Origin of the sequence: Nocardia sp. NPDC059195, assembly GCF_042754695.1 — a bacterium.
In the GTDB taxonomy this organism is placed as follows: domain Bacteria; phylum Actinomycetota; class Actinomycetes; order Mycobacteriales; family Mycobacteriaceae; genus Nocardia.
In genome coordinates this window covers 194,978-213,575 of sequence record NZ_JBHZBG010000012.1, presented here as the reverse complement: position 1 = coordinate 213,575, position 18,598 = coordinate 194,978, and the positions used below count along the sequence as shown (strand labels likewise).

The following is an 18,598-nucleotide window of genomic DNA, read 5'->3' as shown; positions in this document are numbered from 1 at the left end:
ACCGACTTCAAACCAGCGTGGATCCGATAGCGTCGGCCATCCACTGGACCAGGCGCTGTGGGATGAAGTTCGTGCATGTATCCATGACGGTTCCGGTGTTGACAGGGGAACGGCCGGGACAAAGAGTGGCGTCGGGGTACTCGTCGGGCAGGCCGAGCATGTGCCCGAACTCGTGGGCTGCAAGGTTGCCCGGCGGATTATAAGCGGTGTACCAATCTTTTTGGTCCCACCGGAAGGGGGCCGGAGGCGGCGGTTGGGCATGGACGCGGACGATGTGATCAAAGAGCCCGGTTTCGAAGTGCACTCGAAACGACACGCGGCACGGGACCTCTTTGCCCTTCCCGCATTTCCACTGCTGAGGTGGCGCACCGGGGGTCCGGACGGGGTTGTTCCAGGTCGTTTCGATATCGGTTTTCCACAGTAACCGCAGGGAGTCCATGACGGCGGACGCGATCCCCGCGTCCGGCACCGTCGCGATGTGGACGTCGATATGCGTCCACGTTCGGGTGAAGGCGATCCTGCCGACGACGTTGTCGCATACGGTCTGCGACCATTCGCCCGGTCCGAAGTACTCGCGGGCCAGGGTCTCGAGCGGCGCTCTGACAGAGCCGACGGACGAGCCAAGGACGTCTTTGCCGACACGGAAGTTGTTCAGGTCGCCCACGATGGCCGGATCGGCGGTTCCGTAGAAGTCGATGGCGGGTTCGACCACGTGTCGCCGGTAGATGCCCCGAACGCTGAGATCTCTCATGGTCGACCCTTTTCAGAAGGTTCGCCGAATGCCAGGATCCAGAACTGCTGCAGCGCGCGATCCATCACCGGGGTGATGAATGTGGTCCGGGTGGCGCGCTTCTCCCGTTCGGGCACGAAGCGGAACGACTCCTCCGCGCCGTCCACGACGATGGTCAAGGTACCCATCAATCCGTCGGGGACCCACTGCATGTGTTCCTCCGTAGGTGCCAGGCTCTGCAGACCGTGCCTCACCTCCCGGAACAAGTCGGCAACGTCGAGCCGATCGGGTGATATGGACTCGTATTCAGTGCGATCAGAGATTTGGGTGTTGAGACGTGAAATATCCGCTCCACGCACGGCATCCAGAGTGACGGTGCAGTCCACGCGTTGGGACGGCATACCGCCCGCAACGTGGTAGCGGACCTGAACCTCCGCGCCCAGTTCGCCGCGTTCGATCCTGGCGGCGAATTCCCGCAGTGTGCGCTGATCCATTCGGACGCCTCCCCCGTTCAGCCCAGCAGTACGAGAGTGGGAATCAGGCCGCGACCGCCGTCCCATGGGGCCAAAGCCTTTCCGAGCACGGATCCGAAAGTCCGGTGAGGGTCACTGGCTTTCATGGCACACCCGGGGGTCGGCGAGGTGGTGAGCAGATCACCCGCCACGATGGGTCCGTGCGAGCCGTCGACCTTGCAGAACACTTTGCCGATGAGGGCCACCGACAGCCGCTGCCCTGACGATGGCTGTTGGTCAAGGATCATCCCTGGCCGGTAGTCACCGGCTCCCGATACGACGCCGGCGACCCGGGTGTCGTACTCGGTGTCGCTCTGTCGTAGACCACCGCCGTCGGCGATGATCAGGACGGACCCGGGTTCGATGGGCTCCCCGTCGGGGACGTCGAACTGTTCGGCACAGTCCGCCCCGGAGAGGAGGATGTCGCCGAGAACCTTCACATCGCCGCGGAAATCTGCGACGAATTCCTTACCCGGGGCGACGGCGAGCAGTCCGCCGATCGCGTAGACGCCTGGTTGGTCGTTGGCGCCGGCAAAGCCGACCACTCCGGCTCCAACGTCGCTTACACCGAAGACCCCAGCACGCCCCCCGGCGACGGAGGCGGCCGGCATCGATGTCAATACGTTGGGATCGCCATGAACACCAAGGACACCGCCGTCGCTATTGGCAAACCCAATGACACCAGGACCTTTGCCGTTGCTTCTTCCAAGCACGCCCGGACCAAGGCCCGACGGGTCCGTAGCTATGCCGGCCACACCTGCAATCATTCCGGATGGACCGAATCCCGCCGGATTAATTGCCGCCGTTTCGCCTCTTATGGCTTCCTCATTGGCAGCTTTAATTGTAAACTTCGCCATTCCAAATACCTCCGGATAGCATATTTGCTCAGCGGGTCCGCTCAAGTCCTCCGATGGCAGCGTGCGACCGACTTGTCCGGTCAATGGCGGCCCAGCGGTGGAACGTCCTGGGGTGGTATTTGAACCACCGGCATGTTGCAGGTAGCGAATCCAGTAAATTCAACTTGCTGCCAAGTCGCTGGACCGTCCGAACTTGCCGCTTTGGTGCAGAACCAGACGCTGGCCTTACCTACCTTGGAGGAGTCGAACTCTCCGTGTTTCAAGGGCGTCAGGATCAGCAGATCCCCTACCTCCCCCTCGCAGGGAACAGTGACTTGCTCGAAAGAGGGCTTGAAGTTGAATTGCTCGCCAGTCATTGCAGGCCTTCCAATGATAGCGGGTCTGGATATGACTCAACGTTCTGGATATGACGCCCTAGTCGGCCCATGCGGAAGCATGGAACCGGGACTCCACATAAGATCATTCTTGTTCTAACTCGATAATCCCCCCTATTGCCACCTGTGTCACGGATCCTTAGCTTCCCAAATGAGTTCCTTCGTCTACTGCGTTGGGCGAACAATCGATGCGGGATCCTTCCCCGGTCGACCCCGTGTGACTTCATCGAGCGACGCCGCGACTCTGCACCTCGCGGCCGCCCTGCGTGTCAGGGCGACCTTGACCCTCCGACTGCGCAGATTGCACCCAATGGTGCGAGCCGACGACGGTCGAGACAACTGGCGAAGCGCTCCCGGTCGGCGTTCTGACACGCGTTGCCAAGGACGGGGCAACGTGCAGGTCCGGGTTGGGACAACCGGTTACGATCAGCCACGACTTCCACCGGATACCCGATTTGACCTTCGATTCGACGGTATTTCCGCCGAATGACTAGCGCGTCTGCTGAGCAGCATGTCCTCCCGCAGCGTGCAGGCGCCGTCATCGATCGCCGTAGAGAGGATTTCCGGCAGCGGTTCGGGAACCATCGAGGAGCTTGCGAAGAAGTTTTCGCTCCTCGTCGAGTGAAGACCGCCGCGTCCTTGTCGGTGATCGGGAGACCGATTCGATGGCAGGGCGATCGGTCGATCGCGGCGTACCTGCTCGGCGCCTTGCCAACACTTCTCAGGCGTGTCGCGTCAGACTTTGTGGCAGGGCCCGTTGTTTGCTGGTTTGACCAGTGAGAGTCTGAATCATGGCTAAACCATAGGCTGTTCCGGCCGAGGAGAGACTCGGATCGTGTTGTCGGTCCTGGCCGGGAGCTCACCGTGGCCGAGGTGGCCCGGCGGGCGAAGGTGTCCGAGCAGTCGGTAGGAAACTGGAAGCGGCAGTTCCTCGAAGCGGGCCGCGCGGGGCTGACGGCCGGTAAGTCCGGGGTCTTGACGCGTGAGCAGCAGCTCGAGGCCAAGATCGCGGATCTGACACAGACTTTGGGGGAAACGCACCTGGCGGCGCGGGTATGGAAGAAGAAGCCCGCGGAGAGCCGGAGAGCTGTTGGGCGTGAGGTCGGAATCAGTCGCCGCCGCGGCACCGAAAGCGGCCGGAAATCGAGTAGTAACTACTCGTGTGCCTCTGCTCACCACAGGCGTACCGTCATCACTGGCGACCGACCCGAAATAAATGTCGGCACATTCAGCCGGTCAGGCGCCGATCCAGGCCGACGCGGTCAACAGGAGGAACCATGGAACACACAACGCCATGCGATACCGACTTCGCCGCATCTCCCGCTCGTCCTCGTCCGGACAGGGTTGGTGCACGCGTTCCACAAGGCTACAACCTCAACATACGAATTCGCTTCGGCGCACGGCAGGGTGCGCTGTCTTGCGTCGCCGACGAATCGCACCACCCACGGGTTGGATCCGCCGCCGCAACTACAAGATTGCCGAAGGCGCTCGTGTTCAAGCTCGAGGAATCCGACCCCAAGATCGTCAACTGGCTCGCACAGAATGCCTCGAATCGCCAACTTTTCATCGCCCAGCCGGTCGATGCGCTCGTGGCCGCCGGCGTGGAGCTGACCCGCTACGAGCGCAAGGTACTCCAACGGATTCATCGCGCGGCCGGAGAGACGAACGTCTTGCCCCCGGGGGCGGAGCTAGCCGAGGTAACAGTCACCACCGCAAAGAACCGTGGGAACAAGACAGGTGGTGACTAGCGATGGAACGCACACGTACATCCGATTTCGACGTGCTGCTACAGGTATCCGAGGACGAGCTGAACAATCAGATCGCCAACGTATTTCTCACCGACCCCCTTTTCCCCTCGATTGTATCCAGAACCGGCGAGGAAAGTCCGGTCCAAGCGACCACGTTCCTGAACTTCAGAACGCCGACCGTAGATCTGACGGACACTCGAACCGTCATACGATTGATCGTCGATTTTTCCGATTCCACCCTCATTATCGACGAACCGCAAGAGTTTGCCGGTGAAATCACTGCACTCGGTGGCACTATTCAGATTGTCGAAAGAATCAGAACGGCGGAGGAGGACGGAGAAATCTCTATTTTTCTGGACTTCACTGCTATCACTGACGACGAAATCGACCTCGATTTCGATACGGACTCCATCGATGCCTTCAACCGTCAGGGGATACCGATCGAACAGGTGCGGTCGGAGATGCGCAGAATCATAGCCGAAACGCTAAGGGAAAGCATCCGGCGTATGCCCTTGTCTCCCCCGGTTTCGGCGGAAGAAATCTCCGAAATCCAGGTGACAACCATCAACGACACGGAGTTCACGGATCGCGACTGCATTGCCCTCGGTATACGAATGTCAGCCGATTCCGGCGGTGATCCGAATGCCGGCCGCATCAACGACGTACGGCAGAACTTCATAACACCCGCCGGCTCAGCCCTGCTCATGATCAGTAATCGTTTTCTGTTCGCACAGTTCCGAAGGGAGGCCGCAGACGAACTCGAAATACCACCGGACAGTTTCGCGGCTCCGTTCGAACTGAGGTCCCCGGTGACCATCGAAGATATTACGATAAGAAGATTTACTGGGCGCGTAGACGGTAACAGAATTCGCTTCGACGGGTTCGCAGAGCACACCACCCGCCTCGCAGACATCGAAGCGACCTTTACATTCTTCGCCGATTTCTCGGCAGAAGACGGTGACGTCACCATTTCCTTTACGAGACCGGATGTCGACATAGAAATCGAGCTCCCGCCGAGCGCCTATATAGTAGGAGGCCTGTTCGGTTTTTTATTTCCCGGAGTGGGAACCGCGATCGCGGCATCAATACTCATAGTTCTGCGAGCCGGCGTCGAGTTTCTGGAAATACTCTTGGAACAATTTGTCAACAGACTTTCACGCGGCTCCTCTTCCGGCCTGAGCAGCCTGTTCGGCGGATCTCTGCGAATCGATGGCATTGAGCTCGACGATCTGGAGCTGCGCTGCTCGATCATCCCGGAGGACCGCATACTTGCACGGGAAGAAAGAAGTCATTCCTCCCGAACCGGATTCGCTGTCGATCTCGACTCGGGAACCATCGGCCCGGACACATTTTCGGGCGCCGATCTGGTTTGGTCGCCAATCCGAGGAATTTCCACCGTAGACGGAGCGCGATTACGGATCGTAGCGATATCGTACGAACAGTTGACACCGGAGCGAATGAGTCGGCTAGAGTTTACGGATCGCCGGATACCGCGGACAGATATCCCGATCGGAGGTGAGCAATTCGTTCTCGACCTCGGACGAATATTCCTCGGCGGAGTTGTCTTCGCCGTTCGCACGAGCGCGGGGCGCTTTGCCAGAGTGCGGGCTTGGCAGGATGACGATATCGACCGAGTCCACATGACCTGGGTAACCTACGACAACCCCATTCCGCTGATCGATCTTCGATCTCAATTCTCCGTGCTCGCCAAGGGCGATCAACTCAATCCAGGGGCAACACTCTGTCAGAAGTTCAGCGTACGCTCCCGAACAGCGCTGCATGCCGAGCCGCAACTGATGGCGCTGCCGATCGACTTCGTATGGTCGCTGAACGGCGAGGTACTGACCACTGAAAGGGGTAGCGTCACCGTTCCGAGCGGAACCCTCGACTACACGTTGTCCGCGGAGCGTGATCGGTTGACCGTCGAGACGACCGAGATCGGGCAGATAGTCGACTGCCCGCTGTGTGTGACCGGTACGGACGCCCGTCGACAGGAGGTCGTGACGTGCACCGATCTGCGGCCGACTCCGATCGTCTTCGAGAATTGCAAGATCCCGGATCCACCCCGTCCAATTCCTCGACTCCGGATTATTCCGGCCGGACCGCTGGTCGCGACTTGGCGGCCCCTCCTGCCTGAAATTGCGAAGGCACTTGCGAAGAGGCCGACCTGACCGAATGCCTAAGGGGTGTGCCGTAAGTCGTTGAGCAGCAACAGGTATCGTCTCACCGGTGGTGATCTCGGCAGCTGACCCGGTGACGGTGGAGTTCTTCTCCGGCCTGCGGCCAGCCACGTTCGCTCGCCTGATCACATAGTTGCGGCGCGAGGGCGCTGACCGACCGTTGCGCTGCCGACCGTGGGGCTTGTGCTTCGAAGACCGGGTGCTGCCTACTGGCGAACCAACCTCACAATGCGACAACTCGCGGCCGTGTTCGGCGTCTCGAAATCGGCCGCGGCCCAGGTGATCGAGGACCTCGGAGGATGTGGTGTTTTCCATCCTGCCGCCGGGAGATCTGTCCCCTCAGCTCTCCCCTGCCCGGGCGTCAACAACCTCATGACCTACAACACCTAGCCACGGTCGCCCGCAGCGGACTCGATCGGCAGATATCCTCCACGGTTGGGAGGGTCCATGGCCCGCTGATGTCGCCGGTTTCTTGAGGATCTCTCAGATTGACCCGTGTTGAACCCCCACGGGCTCCTACCTGCGGTTTTGCGATTTTCTCGACTTGACGAGACCGCCGACCAACGTCTATAACTGCTGGTCAGAGGGGTGATGCGTTGAAAAGCGTTGTGTCCGGAGGGGGACTTGAACCCCCACGCCCTAATACGGGCACTAGCACCTCAAGCTAGCGCGTCTGCCATTCCGCCACCCGGACTTGCTGGTGTGCCAAAAGATTATCCGACGCGCTGTCGGAAACCAAATCGCCTAGATGACCTGCTGTTTTGTGTGGGGTCGGCGTGATGTCGATCGGCCCGTAGAGCGGTATCTGAGATTGACGGCGCACCGTGTTGCGGCAGGCGCAAGAGTGCAGCCGGTGCAGCATGGCCGATGATGCCGGGGCTTCGCGCGCAACCGGGCATAGCCCGCGTGTCGGCGGTCGCTGCTAGTGTCGGTCGAGTTCTGACACGGGGTGCTTCGCATAGGGCGAGGCTGAGAACAGACCCGGGAACCTGTTCAGGTAATGCTGACGAAGGGATGTCACGGTGTTGCGCGCCCACACCACGAGTACCGATAGCTTCACCGCCCGCCTATGGGATCAGACGAAAGCCCTCCGTGGCGCGATCGACGACCTGGAGTTCCTGCGCCGCCTCGGCGAGGGCACTTTGCCGCTCGAGGTGTTCCGCACCTACATCGAGCAGGATTCGCTGTATCTCACCGGGTACTCGAAGGCGCTGGCGATTCTCGCCGCCAAGTCGCCGGACCCGCAGACCGCGGCCTTCTGGGCGACCTCGTCCGCGAACGCCGCCGCTGTCGAGTCGGCCATGCACGACCAACTGCTCACCGGTGGCGCGCTGCCGCCGCGGCAGGGCGAGCCGGAGCGTTCGCAGACCTGCCTGGCCTATGTCTCCTACCTGATCGCCGCCGCCGCGACCGAGTCCTACGCCGTCGCCGCGGCGGCCGCGCTGCCCTGTTTCTGGATCTATGCCGAAGTGGGGCGCGACCTGGCCGAGAGCGCCGCGCAGGTGATCGCCGCCGACCCCGCCCACCCGTACGCCCAGTGGGTCACCACCTATGGCGCTGCGGAGTTCCAGCAGTCCGCGGCCACGGCTCGAGCGCTGGTCGACGCCGCTGCCGAGTCGGCGAGCGAGCATGAGCGGGCGGCGATGGAGAAGGCATTCATCCTCGCCGTGCGCTACGAGTTGATGTTCTGGGATACCGCCCTGCATCCGCAGCCCTGGCCTGCCGCATGACCGGGCGGTTTCGCCGCGCGCTCGCGGTCATCGCAACCACCGTCGCGACCCTGTCGCTGGTCACCGCATGCGGTTCGGGCGGCGGCTCCGACCAAACCATCCGGTTCGCGCTGGACTGGACGCCGAACACCAACCACGTCGGGCTCTACGTCGCGTTGCAGCGCGGCTACTTCGCCGACGCCGGTCTGGATGTGCAGGTGCTGCCGTACAACAATTCCTCGGTCGACACGGTCGTCGATGCCGGAAACGCGGAATTCGGGATCAGTACACACAATTCGTCGACCTTCGCCCGCGCGTCGGGTGCGCAGGTCAAGTCGGTTCTCGCTCCGCTGCAGCATTGGGCGACGGGCATCGGGGTGCGTGCCGATCGTGCCGACCTCGCGAGCCCGAAGGACCTCGACGGCAAGACCTACGCCGGTTTCGGCGACCCGGGCGAGCGGGAGGCACTACAGCAGGTCATCCGCAACGACGGCGGCACCGGCGATTTCACGTCGGTGGTGCTGGGTTCGTCGGCTTACGAGGCGGTCTACTCCGGCAAGGCGGACTTCACCGTCTCGTATCTGGCGTGGGAAGGGATCGAGGCCGAACACCACGGCACCCCGATGCGGTACTTCCGGTACACGGACTTCGGTTTTCCGGACTCCTACGCGATCGTGATCGACGCCAACGAAGGCTGGCTGGCCGAGAATCCGGACCGCGCAGCGCAATTCGTGCAGGCTCTGCAACGCGGCTACCAGTTCGCCGCCAACAATCCGGACGCGGCGGCCCAGGATCTCATCGACGCCAATCCGGGCGCGTTCAACGACGAGGCGCTGGTCTTCGAGAGCCAGCGCATGCTGGCCGCGCAGTTCATGAAGGACGCCAAGGGCAAGGTGGGCACCCAGACGGTGGAGCAGTGGTCGGCGAATTCCGGCTTCCTGTACCGGGGCGGTCTGCTGACCGGCCCCGATGGAAAGCCGGTGACCACCGAACCCGACTGGTCGACATATTTCACCAATGAGTACCTCGCCAACCCGTGAGCTGTCCGTAGCCGCGTCGCCGCTGGTCCCCACCGGCGACGACGGCGGGACGGCTCGCTGGGCAGGGATCCGGTGGGCGGCGCCGTCGTTCGTCACGGTGGCGGTGCTCGTCGCGATCTGGCAGGTCTACGTCACGAGCAGTGGTGTCCGTCCGCAGGTGCTGCCGTCACCGCTGCGGGTCGTCGAGCAGGGGTGGGCGCACCGGGACGAGATCAGTTCCCATGCTGCCGCCACCTTGCAGGTGACTCTGGTCGGGTTCGCGGTGTCGCTGTGTCTGGCGTGGGTGCTGGCGGTGGTCGTGGACTTCTCGCCATGGCTGCGGCGGGCATTGGTGCCGCTGTTCGTCGCGTCGCAGACCGTGCCGATCGTCGCGATCGCACCGTTGATGATCATCTGGTTCGGGTTCGGTCTGCTGCCGAAGATCCTGGTGGTCGCGCTGGTTACCTTCTTTCCCATGGCCATCGGCCTGATCGAGGGATTCGCCGCGGCCGACCGTGACGCGGGCGCGCTGCTGCGGAGCATGGGCGCCTCCCGCCTGCAGGTGTTCCGGTATGTGCGGCTGCCGTCGGCGCTGCCACGGTTCTTCACGGCGTTGCGGATCGGGATCACCTATGCGGTTGTCGGCGCGGTGTTCGCCGAGTATGTCGGCGCGAGCGTCGGTCTCGGCATCTATATGAGTCTGCAGAAGAATTCGTTCCGCACCGACCTGGTTTTGGCGGCGGTGCTGGTGACGGCGCTGCTGAGTATCACGCTGTACCTGTCGACGTTCGCGATCGAACGCCTCGTCGCTCCGTGGTCGCGCGTGCAGAAAAGGAGCCGACGTGACTGACGCCGGGGGCGACCGAATCGTCGTCGACCATCTCATCAAGTCGTTTCCGCAGCCCGGTCGGCGCAGCCCGGACCTCGAGGTGCTGGGCGGGGTGTCGTTCACAGTCCGATCGGGCGAGTTCGTCACCGTCATCGGGCCGAGTGGTTGTGGCAAGAGCACCGTGTTCAACATGCTGGCCGGACTCGAATCCCCCGACTCCGGCAGCGTCGGCTTCCGCGCGGCCGACGGCGAGGACACCGCATCGCATTGCGCCTACATGCCGCAGAAGGACCTGCTGTTCCCCTGGCGAACCATCCTCGACAACACCATCCTCGGCTTGCGCGTACAGGGTGTCCCGAAAGCAGAGGCCCGGCGCCGCGCCCGCGAACTGTTTCCGGTATTCGGCCTGTCCGGTTTCGAAGACGCCCGCCCGTCCCAGCTGTCGGGCGGGATGCGACAGCGGGCCGCGCTCCTGCGGACCGTCGTCCAGGAGCGCGAACTGCTGCTGCTCGACGAACCCTTCGGCGCGCTCGACTCCCTGACTCGCACCGAGATGCAGTCATGGTTGCAAGAGGTCTGGCAGCGTTACCGCTGGATGGTCCTGATGATCACCCACGATGTCCGTGAGGCGGTGTATCTGTCGGACCGCGTGATCGTACTGTCGGCGCGTCCAGCCACCGTGCGCTACGAACTGCGCATCGACCTGCCCCGACCGCGCGGGTTGTCCACGATCACCGCCCCCGAATTCGTCGCGCTGGAAGAGAAACTCCTCACGATCCTGCACGAGGAGTCGCGTCGGGCATTCACCGAACAGCGGTAGCTCGACCGATCGGTCGTGGCGGAGCCACCGTGGCGAGTAGGGCGCCTACCCCCGCACCAGCCGCGTTCATGAGGACGTCGTCCACCGAGGACACACGGCCCAGATCCAACGCGTACTGCGCGACCTCGAGTGTGGTCGACAGCAGCGCGCCGACACCGGTCATTCGAATGACACCGGACAATCGGGGAAATCGAAGGGGAAGAAGGAATCCCAAGGGCACGAACAACACGAGATTGGCGCCGACCTGCACCACGACGGTCGAGGGCGCGGCGCCCAGGGTGGCGGCCAGGTCACGCAGCGGCACCAGGCTGACCTCGCTGTCACCGGCGGCGGGCGTCAGGATCATCCAGACCCACGGCAGGATCGCCGCGACGACGCCGATTTCGGCGATCGAGTGCCGCAGCGCGATTCGCCGCGGCGTCCCCGCACCGAGCCGCCAACGGACGAGCAGCGCGGTGGCGGCCAGGACCACGGGCATGGCAAGCGCCCAGACGATCAGCACGTGCCCCCACGAATCCCATACGCTCCGCACCACTCGCTCCACCATAGTTGCGGGAGTGTGGGGCCGGCGCGACCGGCAGACAAAACACGGCGTCACCGGGTCGATAGTTGTTGGCCGTCACCGCCTGAGTGATCAGCGTGCGCCGTGCTGGTTTCGGGGGCCGCGTTGGGTGAGTCGGCCTGTGCCACCGTGGTGATCCAGAGCCCGATCATGTCGGCGGTCTGGTCGATCACCGCATCGCGGTCCATGCCCTCTTCTTCCATCTTGACCGAGCGCAGCGCGGTCGAGAAGCCCGCGTTGAGCACGATGTAGGCCATGGTGTCGACGTCGAGGCCGTGCGTCGGGCCCAGCGACTGGATCAGGTAGAGCTTGATGACCATTCGCAGCCGGGGTTCGAATTCGGGGATACCACTGCCGTAGAACTGCAGATCCGCCACCAGGGCGCGCACGAGCGGGCCGTTGGCTACGAGGATTTCGACCCCGATGCGGATGATCTCGGCAACCGCGTCGCGCCGGTGCCGGTCGACGACCGAAATGGTGAGCAGCCGACTGTATTTTTCCTCCGCCTGCACGAACAGGCTGTCGGTGAGCTCCTTGACGATCTCTTCGCGGTCGGCGAAATACCGGTACAGAGTGCCAATACTCATGCCGGCTTCCGCGGCGATCCGGTTGGTCGAGGTGTTGCTGATACCGCGATCACCGAACAGCTGAGCGGCCACCTCGAGAATCCGTGCTCGTGTCTCCTTCGCGCGATCCTGCTTGGGGCGTTTGCGCGGTGGATCGGCGTGGGTTGGCATCAGGTGGACCTCGAGAGAACGCGAAACAAAAGTGAGCGGGAACTCACATCATGATCACGAAAACGCCGAACTCGGTCAATTCCCCATGCCCGTAGTGATCTGGTCGGCAGCGACGGTGAAGCCGCGGGAGTCCGCTCAGGCGCCGCCGTCCTCAACGAAAGAATGACCACGCACGCCGGCCGCCAAGAGTCGGTGCGCGTCAGCGTTTCCGTCCAGGGCACGGCTCGTGCGGCGACGGACTCTCCAACCGTCGTCGGTACGTGCGAACAGCCAGTGATGCGCGGTTGCCCGTTGTACTACGAAGGAGCCGTCTCGGCGCAGAATCATCACCGAATAGCTTGCCGCGGTGGCGGAATCGCCGTCGACTGTGGCGTGTACCGGCCCCTGGAAATGCGCACATCCGCCTGCGATGAATCCCTGATGAGCCGACGAGCGCACCATCGCCGCGATGTCCGCCCGTCCTGACATGTAGAGGCCGTCGACATCGTAGACACCGTCGTCGGTCCAGATAGCCGCGACATCCTCGGCGGCGCCGTCGTCGACCAGGGGCCCGTAACGTGCGACGAGCCGGTGGATCTCACGCTCGTCCTCCAGTAGCCGCAGCCGTGATTCCAAGGCCGCCAACGCGTCTTCCACAGTCACTCCTTCTCCCCGTCCGATGCCTTCGGTCCACTGGATGGCTGCGACTCGAGCTGAGCCAAGTCGGCCAGCGTGGACAATTGAGCGCAGTAGTCGTCAATCGAGTCGGCAGCGATCGACACGTTCACCGTCGTGGCACCCGCGGCCACCGCTGCTTCGATGAGCTTTCCGGTCTTCGCCGGATCGCGTAATGGATCGAGCACCCCGGCGGACAAGACGACCTCGAAACCGTCCGGTAGATCCACGGATCGGAGCATCGAGTGCACCGAGGCATGCGACAGGCCGAAGGGCGCCCAGCCGTCACCTGATTCCAACGCTCTGCGAAGGGAACGCGCCGATCGACCTCCGATCCAGAACGGCACCCTGGCCTGGACCGCGTGCGGACGAACGAGCATGCCCGAAAACGCGTAGTGGCTACCCTGATATTCCGGCACTTCGTTCGACATCGCGCCACGCAGTGCGCGCAAAGCATCGTCGGCCCTTTCACCCCTTCCCGCGAACTCGACACCCAAGAGATCGAATTCCTCCGCCAACGACCCGACACCGAAGCCGAGGGTCAGCCGTCCCCCGGTGACGACATCGAGAGTGCCGTATCGCTTGGCGATTTCGAGCGGGTGGTGGTAGCCGAGCACCAGCACATGAGTGACGAATCGGATGTGCTCGGTCCGCGCCGCCAGGTACCCGAAGGTCGCCAAGGGGTCCCAATATGTCCCACCGCGTTGTTGTGCGACCTCGACGGGAACCGCGACGTGCTCGCTACAGGTCAGATGCGCGAAACCGAGGGTATCGGCGTGCGCGGCCATCCGAGCCAGGTCCGCGATGCTCGCCGTGGCTTCCCATGGTGAGTGGGCGCCGGGCACTCGAGTGACCACCGGCGTGACGATCCCGATGCGCATGATCAGCCCTGCCGACCGTCGGCCGCAGGCGCTTGCCGTGGCGGCAACAGCCGGAGCATGGCCTTGTGGTTCTTCAGGAGCAGGCCGGCGCGGTCGGGTCCGCTGCGTACCTGCACCATCTCCGCATTTCCACCAGCGATCCAGACCGGTCCGTCTCCGAGGTGTTCGAGCCCTTCCCGCGCGACCTCGTCGGGCTCGCTCACCATCATCCCGGGAATATCGAAATTCAATCCGGCCCGCTCCATGGCGGGTGTCCGTGTCACGCCGAGAATCAGTTCGAGAACGTCTACCCCGTGATCGCGCAGTTCCAGCCACAACGACTCCGCGAAGATCCGCCCGAAGGCCTTCGCTCCACCGTAGATTCCCTGCTGGAATCCGCCGAGGTAGCCACTCATCGAGCCGACCAGCAGCAGACCTCCTCGGCCCCTCCCCCGCATCTGGGCGCCGAAGTGGTGCGCCAGTGAGAGTTGCGCCGTGACGTTCAGATCGATCACGGTGCGGAACCGGTCGAGGTCGCCGAGGACGAATTCGGCGCCGCCGTAGCTGTTGGCGCCTGCGTTGAAGATCAGCAGTCCCACCTCGATATCGGAGGTGGCCGAGATGATCTCGGCGATCGACTCGTTCTCGGTGAGGTCGAGCGAGAGCGTGCGTACTCGAACGCCTTTCTTCCGCGCTCGTTCGGCGGTCTCCTCCAACGGCTGCGGCTTGCGCGCGATGAGAACCAAGTTGAGCCCGGCATCAGCGAGTAGATCGGCGAACGATGCGCCTACTCCCTCCGAACCGCCCGCGATCACCGCCCACGGTCCGTAGCGCCTCAGGTCGGTCACATCGCCTCCTCGTCGTTGCCGCTGTCGCCCGTCAGCATGCAGGGACTCGGCAGCGGCGGAAGGCCGTGTTCCCGCTGAACGGGACCTGAATTCCGTTCGTACCCCGAGGCGCGACGACGGAAGTTTCCGGCGACGGCTTCGGTCATGGGCACCCGATGAAGTACCCGAATCCTCCGAATCGGTCCCACACCGTCTTATGAGTGGTAGCGTCGCGCCATCAGTAACATGGTTACTCGTGGACGCGACTGAGCTGAGCCGCGTCTTAATACTGCAGCCGCCCAACATCTTCCATGAAAGGCGCCCCCACTCACGGGGCCGAAACCAACCCATGACTTCCTTGTTCACCCGGACGGCCCGACGCTGCGCCGCCGTTGCGGCGGTATCGCTGCTGATGCCCCTCGGTGCGGCGTCCACCCAGCCCGCCGCCGGTACACCGCCGGTGCAGGCAGTGGGCCAGGCGGACTGCCTACCCGATTCCCTCCCGGAAACCGGACTGCAGGGTGATGTGCCCGCCGCCGACCGTGACAGCGGGCGCACCCGTGACGGATTCCGATGCAATATGCGCCTGCTCGGTAGTTCGGCAGGCCGTGGTGGCGGCATCACCTCGGTGACCTACGACCACTGCGCCTATATCGGCACCTTCTTTCCTGGCAATCTGCTCGGTCCCGACATGGGTGTGCGCGTGCTCGATGTCGCCGATCCGACCGCGCCGGTACAGACCACGACCCTCACCGAACCAGCCATGCTCGCGGGGACTTGGGAGAGCCTCAAGGTCAACACGGCGCGAAAACTGTTGGTGGGCGCGGGTGTTCCCGCCCTGACCGGTGCCGGCCTGCTGTCGGTATACGACATCTCCGACTGCGCGCACCCGCGACTGCTCAACCCGGGTCCCGGAACCGATCTGGCGCTGCCGGTGCCGATCACCGCCCATGAGGGCGGCTTCTCCCCCGACGGGCGAACCTACTGGGCATCGGGAACGGCGCCCGGGCTGCTCAGCGCCGTCGATCTCACCGATCCGGCGAGCCCACGCGTGATCTGGCAGGGCCTGGCCGGGTTGTCGATGCACGGATTCGGTATCTCACCCGACGGCAACCGAATGTATCTGGCGAACAACATCGGCGGGATGAAGGTCCTCGATGTCAGCGCGGTGCAGCGGCGTGACGCCGAACCGCGCGTGCAGGAACTGGCCGACATGCCGTGGACCGACGGCTGGGCCACCCAGCATGCCATTCCCGTGACCTATCGGGGCGCGCCGTACGTCTTCACCGTCGACGAGGCAGGCTCGGGCGGGGTCAAGCTCATCGACGTCACCGACGACCGCCGACCCCGGCTGGCGCAGTCGATCAAACTCGCGATCAACCTGCCGGAGAACCAGGACAGCATGATCGCCTCAGCTTCGGGCGGCTCACTGTTCGCCTACGACGCGCACTACTGCGCCGCCGACCGACCGGCCGACCCCACCGCGCTGGCCTGCAGCTGGACCTCCTCTGGCATCCGCGTGTTCGACGTGCGCGACCCTGCGGCGATTCGCGAGATCGCCTACTTCAACCCGCCCGCGCGCACCAACGAGCACGCCGAACTGTGGAACTCACCGCACGCGCTCGCCTCGATCATCGGACCACCGCTGCTCGCGGCCCCGACCGTGGCCCAGGCGATGTTGCAGGGGCAGTTCGATCCGCAGCAGGCACTCAGCTCACGCACCGGCACACTGACTTTCGGCGATCTGTCCACGGACTGGTGCTTCTCGCCGCCGGAATGGCGTGGGAACCAGCTGTCGACCACCTGTGCCGACAACGGTTTCGTGGCACTCGAGCTCGCACCGACGGTGTACACCCCGCCTGCCGATCAGGCATCGACCACCGGGTCATGAACCGGCACAGGCTTTTCCGTGTGGCGGCTATGGCCGGTCTCGCCGCCTTACTGCTCGCGATGGGCATGGCGGTGCGGCCGGTGCTGATCTCGGATGAACCCCCGCGGCAGCCGGTGCTGAACGCGACCGAAATCTGCTTCGTGCAGGACATGGTTACCCATCACAGTCAGGCACTGATGCTGGTGCAGCGGCTCGACCCCGGTGTCGAGCCATCGGTGGCGACGTTGGCCGACCAGATAGCCGACACGCAGCGCACCGAGCTGGGAATGCTGCTCGGCTGGTTGCGGCTGGCCGGCGCACCGGTCACCGCCCCACATCCGATGGCCTGGATGCAGCAGTCCGGATCACACCCTCATCGGGCTGCCGCCGCATCACCGGACTCGAGCATGCCGGGAATGGCGACAATCGCGGAACTCGACCAGCTCGCCGCCGCCAGAGGCCCACAGGCCGAGGTGCTGTTCTTACGGCTCATGCAGCGCCATCACTATGGCGGCATCGAGATGGCCGCCGCCGCCGATGCGCTGCTCACCGGCGGCGAGGTTGAGCGCACAGCGCGCGGAATGCTGACCGAGCAGGGCCGCGAGGCCGGTCTGCTCGACCTACTACTCGCTCGACGTGGCGGCTGAACCTCCGCTCCTGTTCGTCGAACTACCCCTGACAATGAAAGTTGCTGACATGTCCGAGTTCACCCGCCGCTCACTGCTGACCGGCGCCGCGGCTGCCGGGCTCGCCCTGGCCACCTCGCGCACCGCCTCGGCACACAGCGGCATCGCGGTCCGCACCGGCGGCGTGCCGCTGACCAGGCACGAGCGCCGGGCCGTCGTCATCGGTTCCGGATTCGGCGGCGGCGTGACCGCGCTGCGGCTGGCGCAGGCCGGCGTCGACGTGCTGATGCTCGAACGCGGCAGGAGATGGGCGACCGGCCCCAACGCGGAGACCTTCCCGCGCGCCTCCCAACCCGACAAACGCCTGCTCTGGCACCGCTCCAACCCGGTACTGTTCGGCCGCCCGCTGGTTTTCGAGCCGTATGCCGGTCTGGTGGAGGCGGTGGCCGGGGCCGGGATGACCGCGTTGTGCGCCGCGGGCCTCGGCGGCGGCTCGCTGATCTACCAGGGCATGTCGCTGCAGCCCACCCGCGAGGTGTTCGAGACGCACTTCCCGGCCGAGCTCGACTGGGGGCTGATGGACCGGGTTCACTATCCACGGGTCGCCCGCATGCTCGGCCTGGCCACCGCGCCCGACGAGCTGGTCAACCACGAGAACTACCTGGCGGCAAGGATTTTCGCCGATCGCGTGCGCGCCGCGGGTATGCCGCTGTCGAAGATCCCGATGCCCATCGACTGGGACTACGCGCTGGCCGAACTGCGCGGCGAGATGAAGCCGTCCTATACCAACGGCGACGGCGCGATGGGTGTGAACAACGGCGGCAAGAACTCCGTCGACGTCACCTATGTCGCGGCGGCCGAGGCCACCGGCCGGGTCGACGTGCAGACCCTGCACGAGGTCACCGATATCGAACGCGCCCCCGACGGCCGTTGGGTGGTGCGGGTCGATCGACTCGACGTCGCGGGCACCGTGCTGGAGAACAAGATCATCACCACGCCCACGCTGGTGCTCGCGGCAGGCAGCCTCAACACCACCCGGCTGCTCGTGCGGGCGGGCGCGAAGGGCCAGATCCCCGACCTGCCCGATGGGCTCGGCGGCGGCTGGGGCACCAACGCGGACCGAATCTATGTGTGGCGCAACCCGTCCGCCGGATTCGGCACCGCACAGGGCGGACCGGTCGTGTACGGCAGCCTGAACTGGGACGACCCGAAGTCGGCGTTCACCGTCATCCAAGCCTCGATTCCGCCGCTGGCCGTCGATCCGGGCAGCACGATGCTGGTCGGCTACGGCGTGAGCAGTGGGCGCGGCGAGTTCGTCTACGAGTCGGGCACCGACAGCGCGACCCTGCGCTGGCCAGGCGACGGCGACCGGGCAATCCAGGACGGTCACATCGACCCCGCCGTGCGCCGCATCGCCGGACCCGACAGCATGCTCCTCGACACCAACTCCGTATTCCCCTCCACCTGGCATCCGCTCGGTGGCGCGAATATGGGCACCGTCTGCGATCTGGACGGCCGGGTGCTCGGTCAGCGCGGTCTCTACGTCATCGACGGCGCACTCATGCCCGGAAACACCGCCGCGTGCAACCCGTCGATGACGATCGCCGCCGTCGCCGAACGCGCGCTCGACAACATCGTCCACACCGACGTGGGCACGGTGATCTGAGCCGTCGACACCCGTCGC

At 64.2% G+C, this 18,598-nt stretch carries 19 protein-coding genes, 1 tRNA gene, 1 pseudogene and 1 riboswitch; of the genes and pseudogenes, 10 read left to right on the top strand and 11 right to left on the bottom strand.

Annotated elements, in window-relative coordinates; translation table 11 throughout:
* Window positions 1-7: 7 nt before the first annotated feature.
* The 4 genes from ACFXKN_RS18125 to ACFXKN_RS18110 all read right to left on the bottom strand — a co-directional run bounded on the left by ACFXKN_RS18125 (window position 8) and on the right by ACFXKN_RS18110 (window position 2,455).
* On the bottom strand, window positions 8-712 hold the full coding sequence (locus ACFXKN_RS18125) for a hypothetical protein (RefSeq protein WP_378951012.1): 705 nt from the start codon (window positions 710-712) through the stop codon (window positions 8-10).
* A gap of 35 nt (window positions 713-747) precedes the next feature.
* On the bottom strand, window positions 748-1,224 hold the full coding sequence (locus ACFXKN_RS18120; RefSeq protein WP_378951015.1) for a hypothetical protein: 477 nt from the start codon (window positions 1,222-1,224) through the stop codon (window positions 748-750).
* Between the two features lie 17 nt (window positions 1,225-1,241).
* Window positions 1,242-2,099 carry a hypothetical protein gene (locus ACFXKN_RS18115; protein ID WP_378951018.1) on the bottom strand — a complete coding sequence of 286 codons (858 nt, stop codon included), beginning with the start codon at window positions 2,097-2,099 and terminating at the stop codon, window positions 1,242-1,244.
* 80 nt (window positions 2,100-2,179) lie between these two features.
* Complete coding sequence (locus ACFXKN_RS18110; RefSeq protein ID WP_378951021.1) at window positions 2,180-2,455, bottom strand: hypothetical protein; 276 nt, start codon at window positions 2,453-2,455, stop codon at window positions 2,180-2,182.
* Between the two features lie 1,295 nt (window positions 2,456-3,750).
* On the opposite strand from ACFXKN_RS18110, the gene ACFXKN_RS18105 reads away from it, so the two are divergent.
* The 3 genes and pseudogenes from ACFXKN_RS18105 to ACFXKN_RS18095 all read left to right on the top strand — a co-directional run.
* Complete coding sequence (locus ACFXKN_RS18105) at window positions 3,751-4,221, top strand: hypothetical protein (RefSeq protein WP_378951024.1); 471 nt, start codon at window positions 3,751-3,753, stop codon at window positions 4,219-4,221.
* Window positions 4,222-4,223: 2 nt separating this feature from the next.
* Window positions 4,224-6,392, top strand: coding sequence for a hypothetical protein (locus tag ACFXKN_RS18100; RefSeq protein WP_378951027.1), 2,169 nt, complete (start codon window positions 4,224-4,226; stop codon window positions 6,390-6,392).
* 58 nt (window positions 6,393-6,450) lie between these two features.
* Window positions 6,451-6,698 (top strand): annotated as a pseudogene (locus ACFXKN_RS18095) (transposase family protein); the annotation flags it as partial.
* A gap of 312 nt (window positions 6,699-7,010) precedes the next feature.
* Here ACFXKN_RS18095 and ACFXKN_RS18090 read toward each other — a convergent pair.
* Window positions 7,011-7,095 (bottom strand) — tRNA-Leu (locus tag ACFXKN_RS18090).
* A gap of 241 nt (window positions 7,096-7,336) precedes the next feature.
* A riboswitch (TPP riboswitch) is annotated at window positions 7,337-7,433 on the top strand.
* On the opposite strand from ACFXKN_RS18090, the gene ACFXKN_RS18085 reads away from it, so the two are divergent.
* The 4 genes from ACFXKN_RS18085 (at window position 7,424) to ACFXKN_RS18070 (ending at window position 10,778) form a co-directional block, all read left to right on the top strand.
* The gene (locus ACFXKN_RS18085; protein WP_378951030.1) at window positions 7,424-8,131 is read left to right on the top strand and encodes a TenA family protein; all 708 of its coding nucleotides are present in this window, start codon (window positions 7,424-7,426) and stop codon (window positions 8,129-8,131) included. It overlaps the preceding riboswitch by 10 nt.
* The gene (locus ACFXKN_RS18080) at window positions 8,128-9,150 is read left to right on the top strand and encodes an ABC transporter substrate-binding protein (RefSeq protein WP_378951033.1); all 1,023 of its coding nucleotides are present in this window, start codon (window positions 8,128-8,130) and stop codon (window positions 9,148-9,150) included. The genes ACFXKN_RS18085 and ACFXKN_RS18080 overlap by 4 nt, the downstream gene beginning before the upstream one ends.
* Entirely contained in the window at window positions 9,128-9,979 is an 852-nt protein-coding gene (locus ACFXKN_RS18075) for an ABC transporter permease (RefSeq protein ID WP_378951036.1), read from the top strand. The genes ACFXKN_RS18080 and ACFXKN_RS18075 overlap by 23 nt, the downstream gene beginning before the upstream one ends.
* Window positions 9,972-10,778: an ABC transporter ATP-binding protein gene (locus ACFXKN_RS18070; RefSeq protein ID WP_378951039.1), complete on the top strand. Its 807-nt coding sequence runs from the start codon at window positions 9,972-9,974 to the stop codon at window positions 10,776-10,778. The genes ACFXKN_RS18075 and ACFXKN_RS18070 overlap by 8 nt, the downstream gene beginning before the upstream one ends.
* Here the strand turns inward: ACFXKN_RS18070 and ACFXKN_RS18065 are convergent.
* From ACFXKN_RS18065 to ACFXKN_RS18040, 6 genes are all read right to left on the bottom strand, one after another.
* Window positions 10,762-11,313, bottom strand: a complete 552-nt coding sequence (locus ACFXKN_RS18065; RefSeq protein ID WP_378951042.1) for a VanZ family protein — start codon at window positions 11,311-11,313, stop codon at window positions 10,762-10,764. The two genes, ACFXKN_RS18070 and ACFXKN_RS18065, sit on opposite strands and share 17 nt — an antisense overlap.
* Before the next feature lie 59 nt (window positions 11,314-11,372).
* Complete coding sequence (locus ACFXKN_RS18060) at window positions 11,373-12,077, bottom strand: TetR/AcrR family transcriptional regulator (RefSeq protein ID WP_378951046.1); 705 nt, start codon at window positions 12,075-12,077, stop codon at window positions 11,373-11,375.
* Window positions 12,078-12,212: 135 nt separating this feature from the next.
* Window positions 12,213-12,713 carry a nuclear transport factor 2 family protein gene (locus ACFXKN_RS18055; RefSeq protein WP_379433419.1) on the bottom strand — a complete coding sequence of 167 codons (501 nt, stop codon included), beginning with the start codon at window positions 12,711-12,713 and terminating at the stop codon, window positions 12,213-12,215.
* A gap of 2 nt (window positions 12,714-12,715) precedes the next feature.
* Window positions 12,716-13,612: an LLM class F420-dependent oxidoreductase gene (locus ACFXKN_RS18050; RefSeq protein ID WP_378951052.1), complete on the bottom strand. Its 897-nt coding sequence runs from the start codon at window positions 13,610-13,612 to the stop codon at window positions 12,716-12,718.
* Between the two features lie 2 nt (window positions 13,613-13,614).
* Complete coding sequence (locus ACFXKN_RS18045) at window positions 13,615-14,439, bottom strand: SDR family NAD(P)-dependent oxidoreductase (protein ID WP_378951057.1); 825 nt, start codon at window positions 14,437-14,439, stop codon at window positions 13,615-13,617.
* Window positions 14,436-14,585 (bottom strand): hypothetical protein, encoded by a 150-nt coding sequence (locus tag ACFXKN_RS18040; protein ID WP_378951060.1) that lies wholly within the window; start codon window positions 14,583-14,585, stop codon window positions 14,436-14,438. The genes ACFXKN_RS18045 and ACFXKN_RS18040 overlap by 4 nt, the downstream gene beginning before the upstream one ends.
* Window positions 14,586-14,767: 182 nt before the next feature.
* On the opposite strand from ACFXKN_RS18040, the gene ACFXKN_RS18035 reads away from it, so the two are divergent.
* Genes ACFXKN_RS18035 through ACFXKN_RS18025 form a run of 3 tightly spaced genes read left to right on the top strand, consistent with a single transcriptional unit; the run spans window position 14,768 to window position 18,580 of the window.
* A complete protein-coding gene (locus tag ACFXKN_RS18035) occupies window positions 14,768-16,309 on the top strand; it encodes an LVIVD repeat-containing protein (RefSeq protein WP_378951063.1) in 1,542 nt (513 codons plus the stop codon).
* Between the two features lie 29 nt (window positions 16,310-16,338).
* The gene (locus ACFXKN_RS18030; protein WP_378952012.1) at window positions 16,339-16,935 is read left to right on the top strand and encodes a DUF305 domain-containing protein; all 597 of its coding nucleotides are present in this window, start codon (window positions 16,339-16,341) and stop codon (window positions 16,933-16,935) included.
* Between the two features lie 49 nt (window positions 16,936-16,984).
* The gene (locus ACFXKN_RS18025; RefSeq protein WP_378951066.1) at window positions 16,985-18,580 is read left to right on the top strand and encodes a GMC oxidoreductase; all 1,596 of its coding nucleotides are present in this window, start codon (window positions 16,985-16,987) and stop codon (window positions 18,578-18,580) included.
* Window positions 18,581-18,598 lie beyond the last annotated feature (18 nt).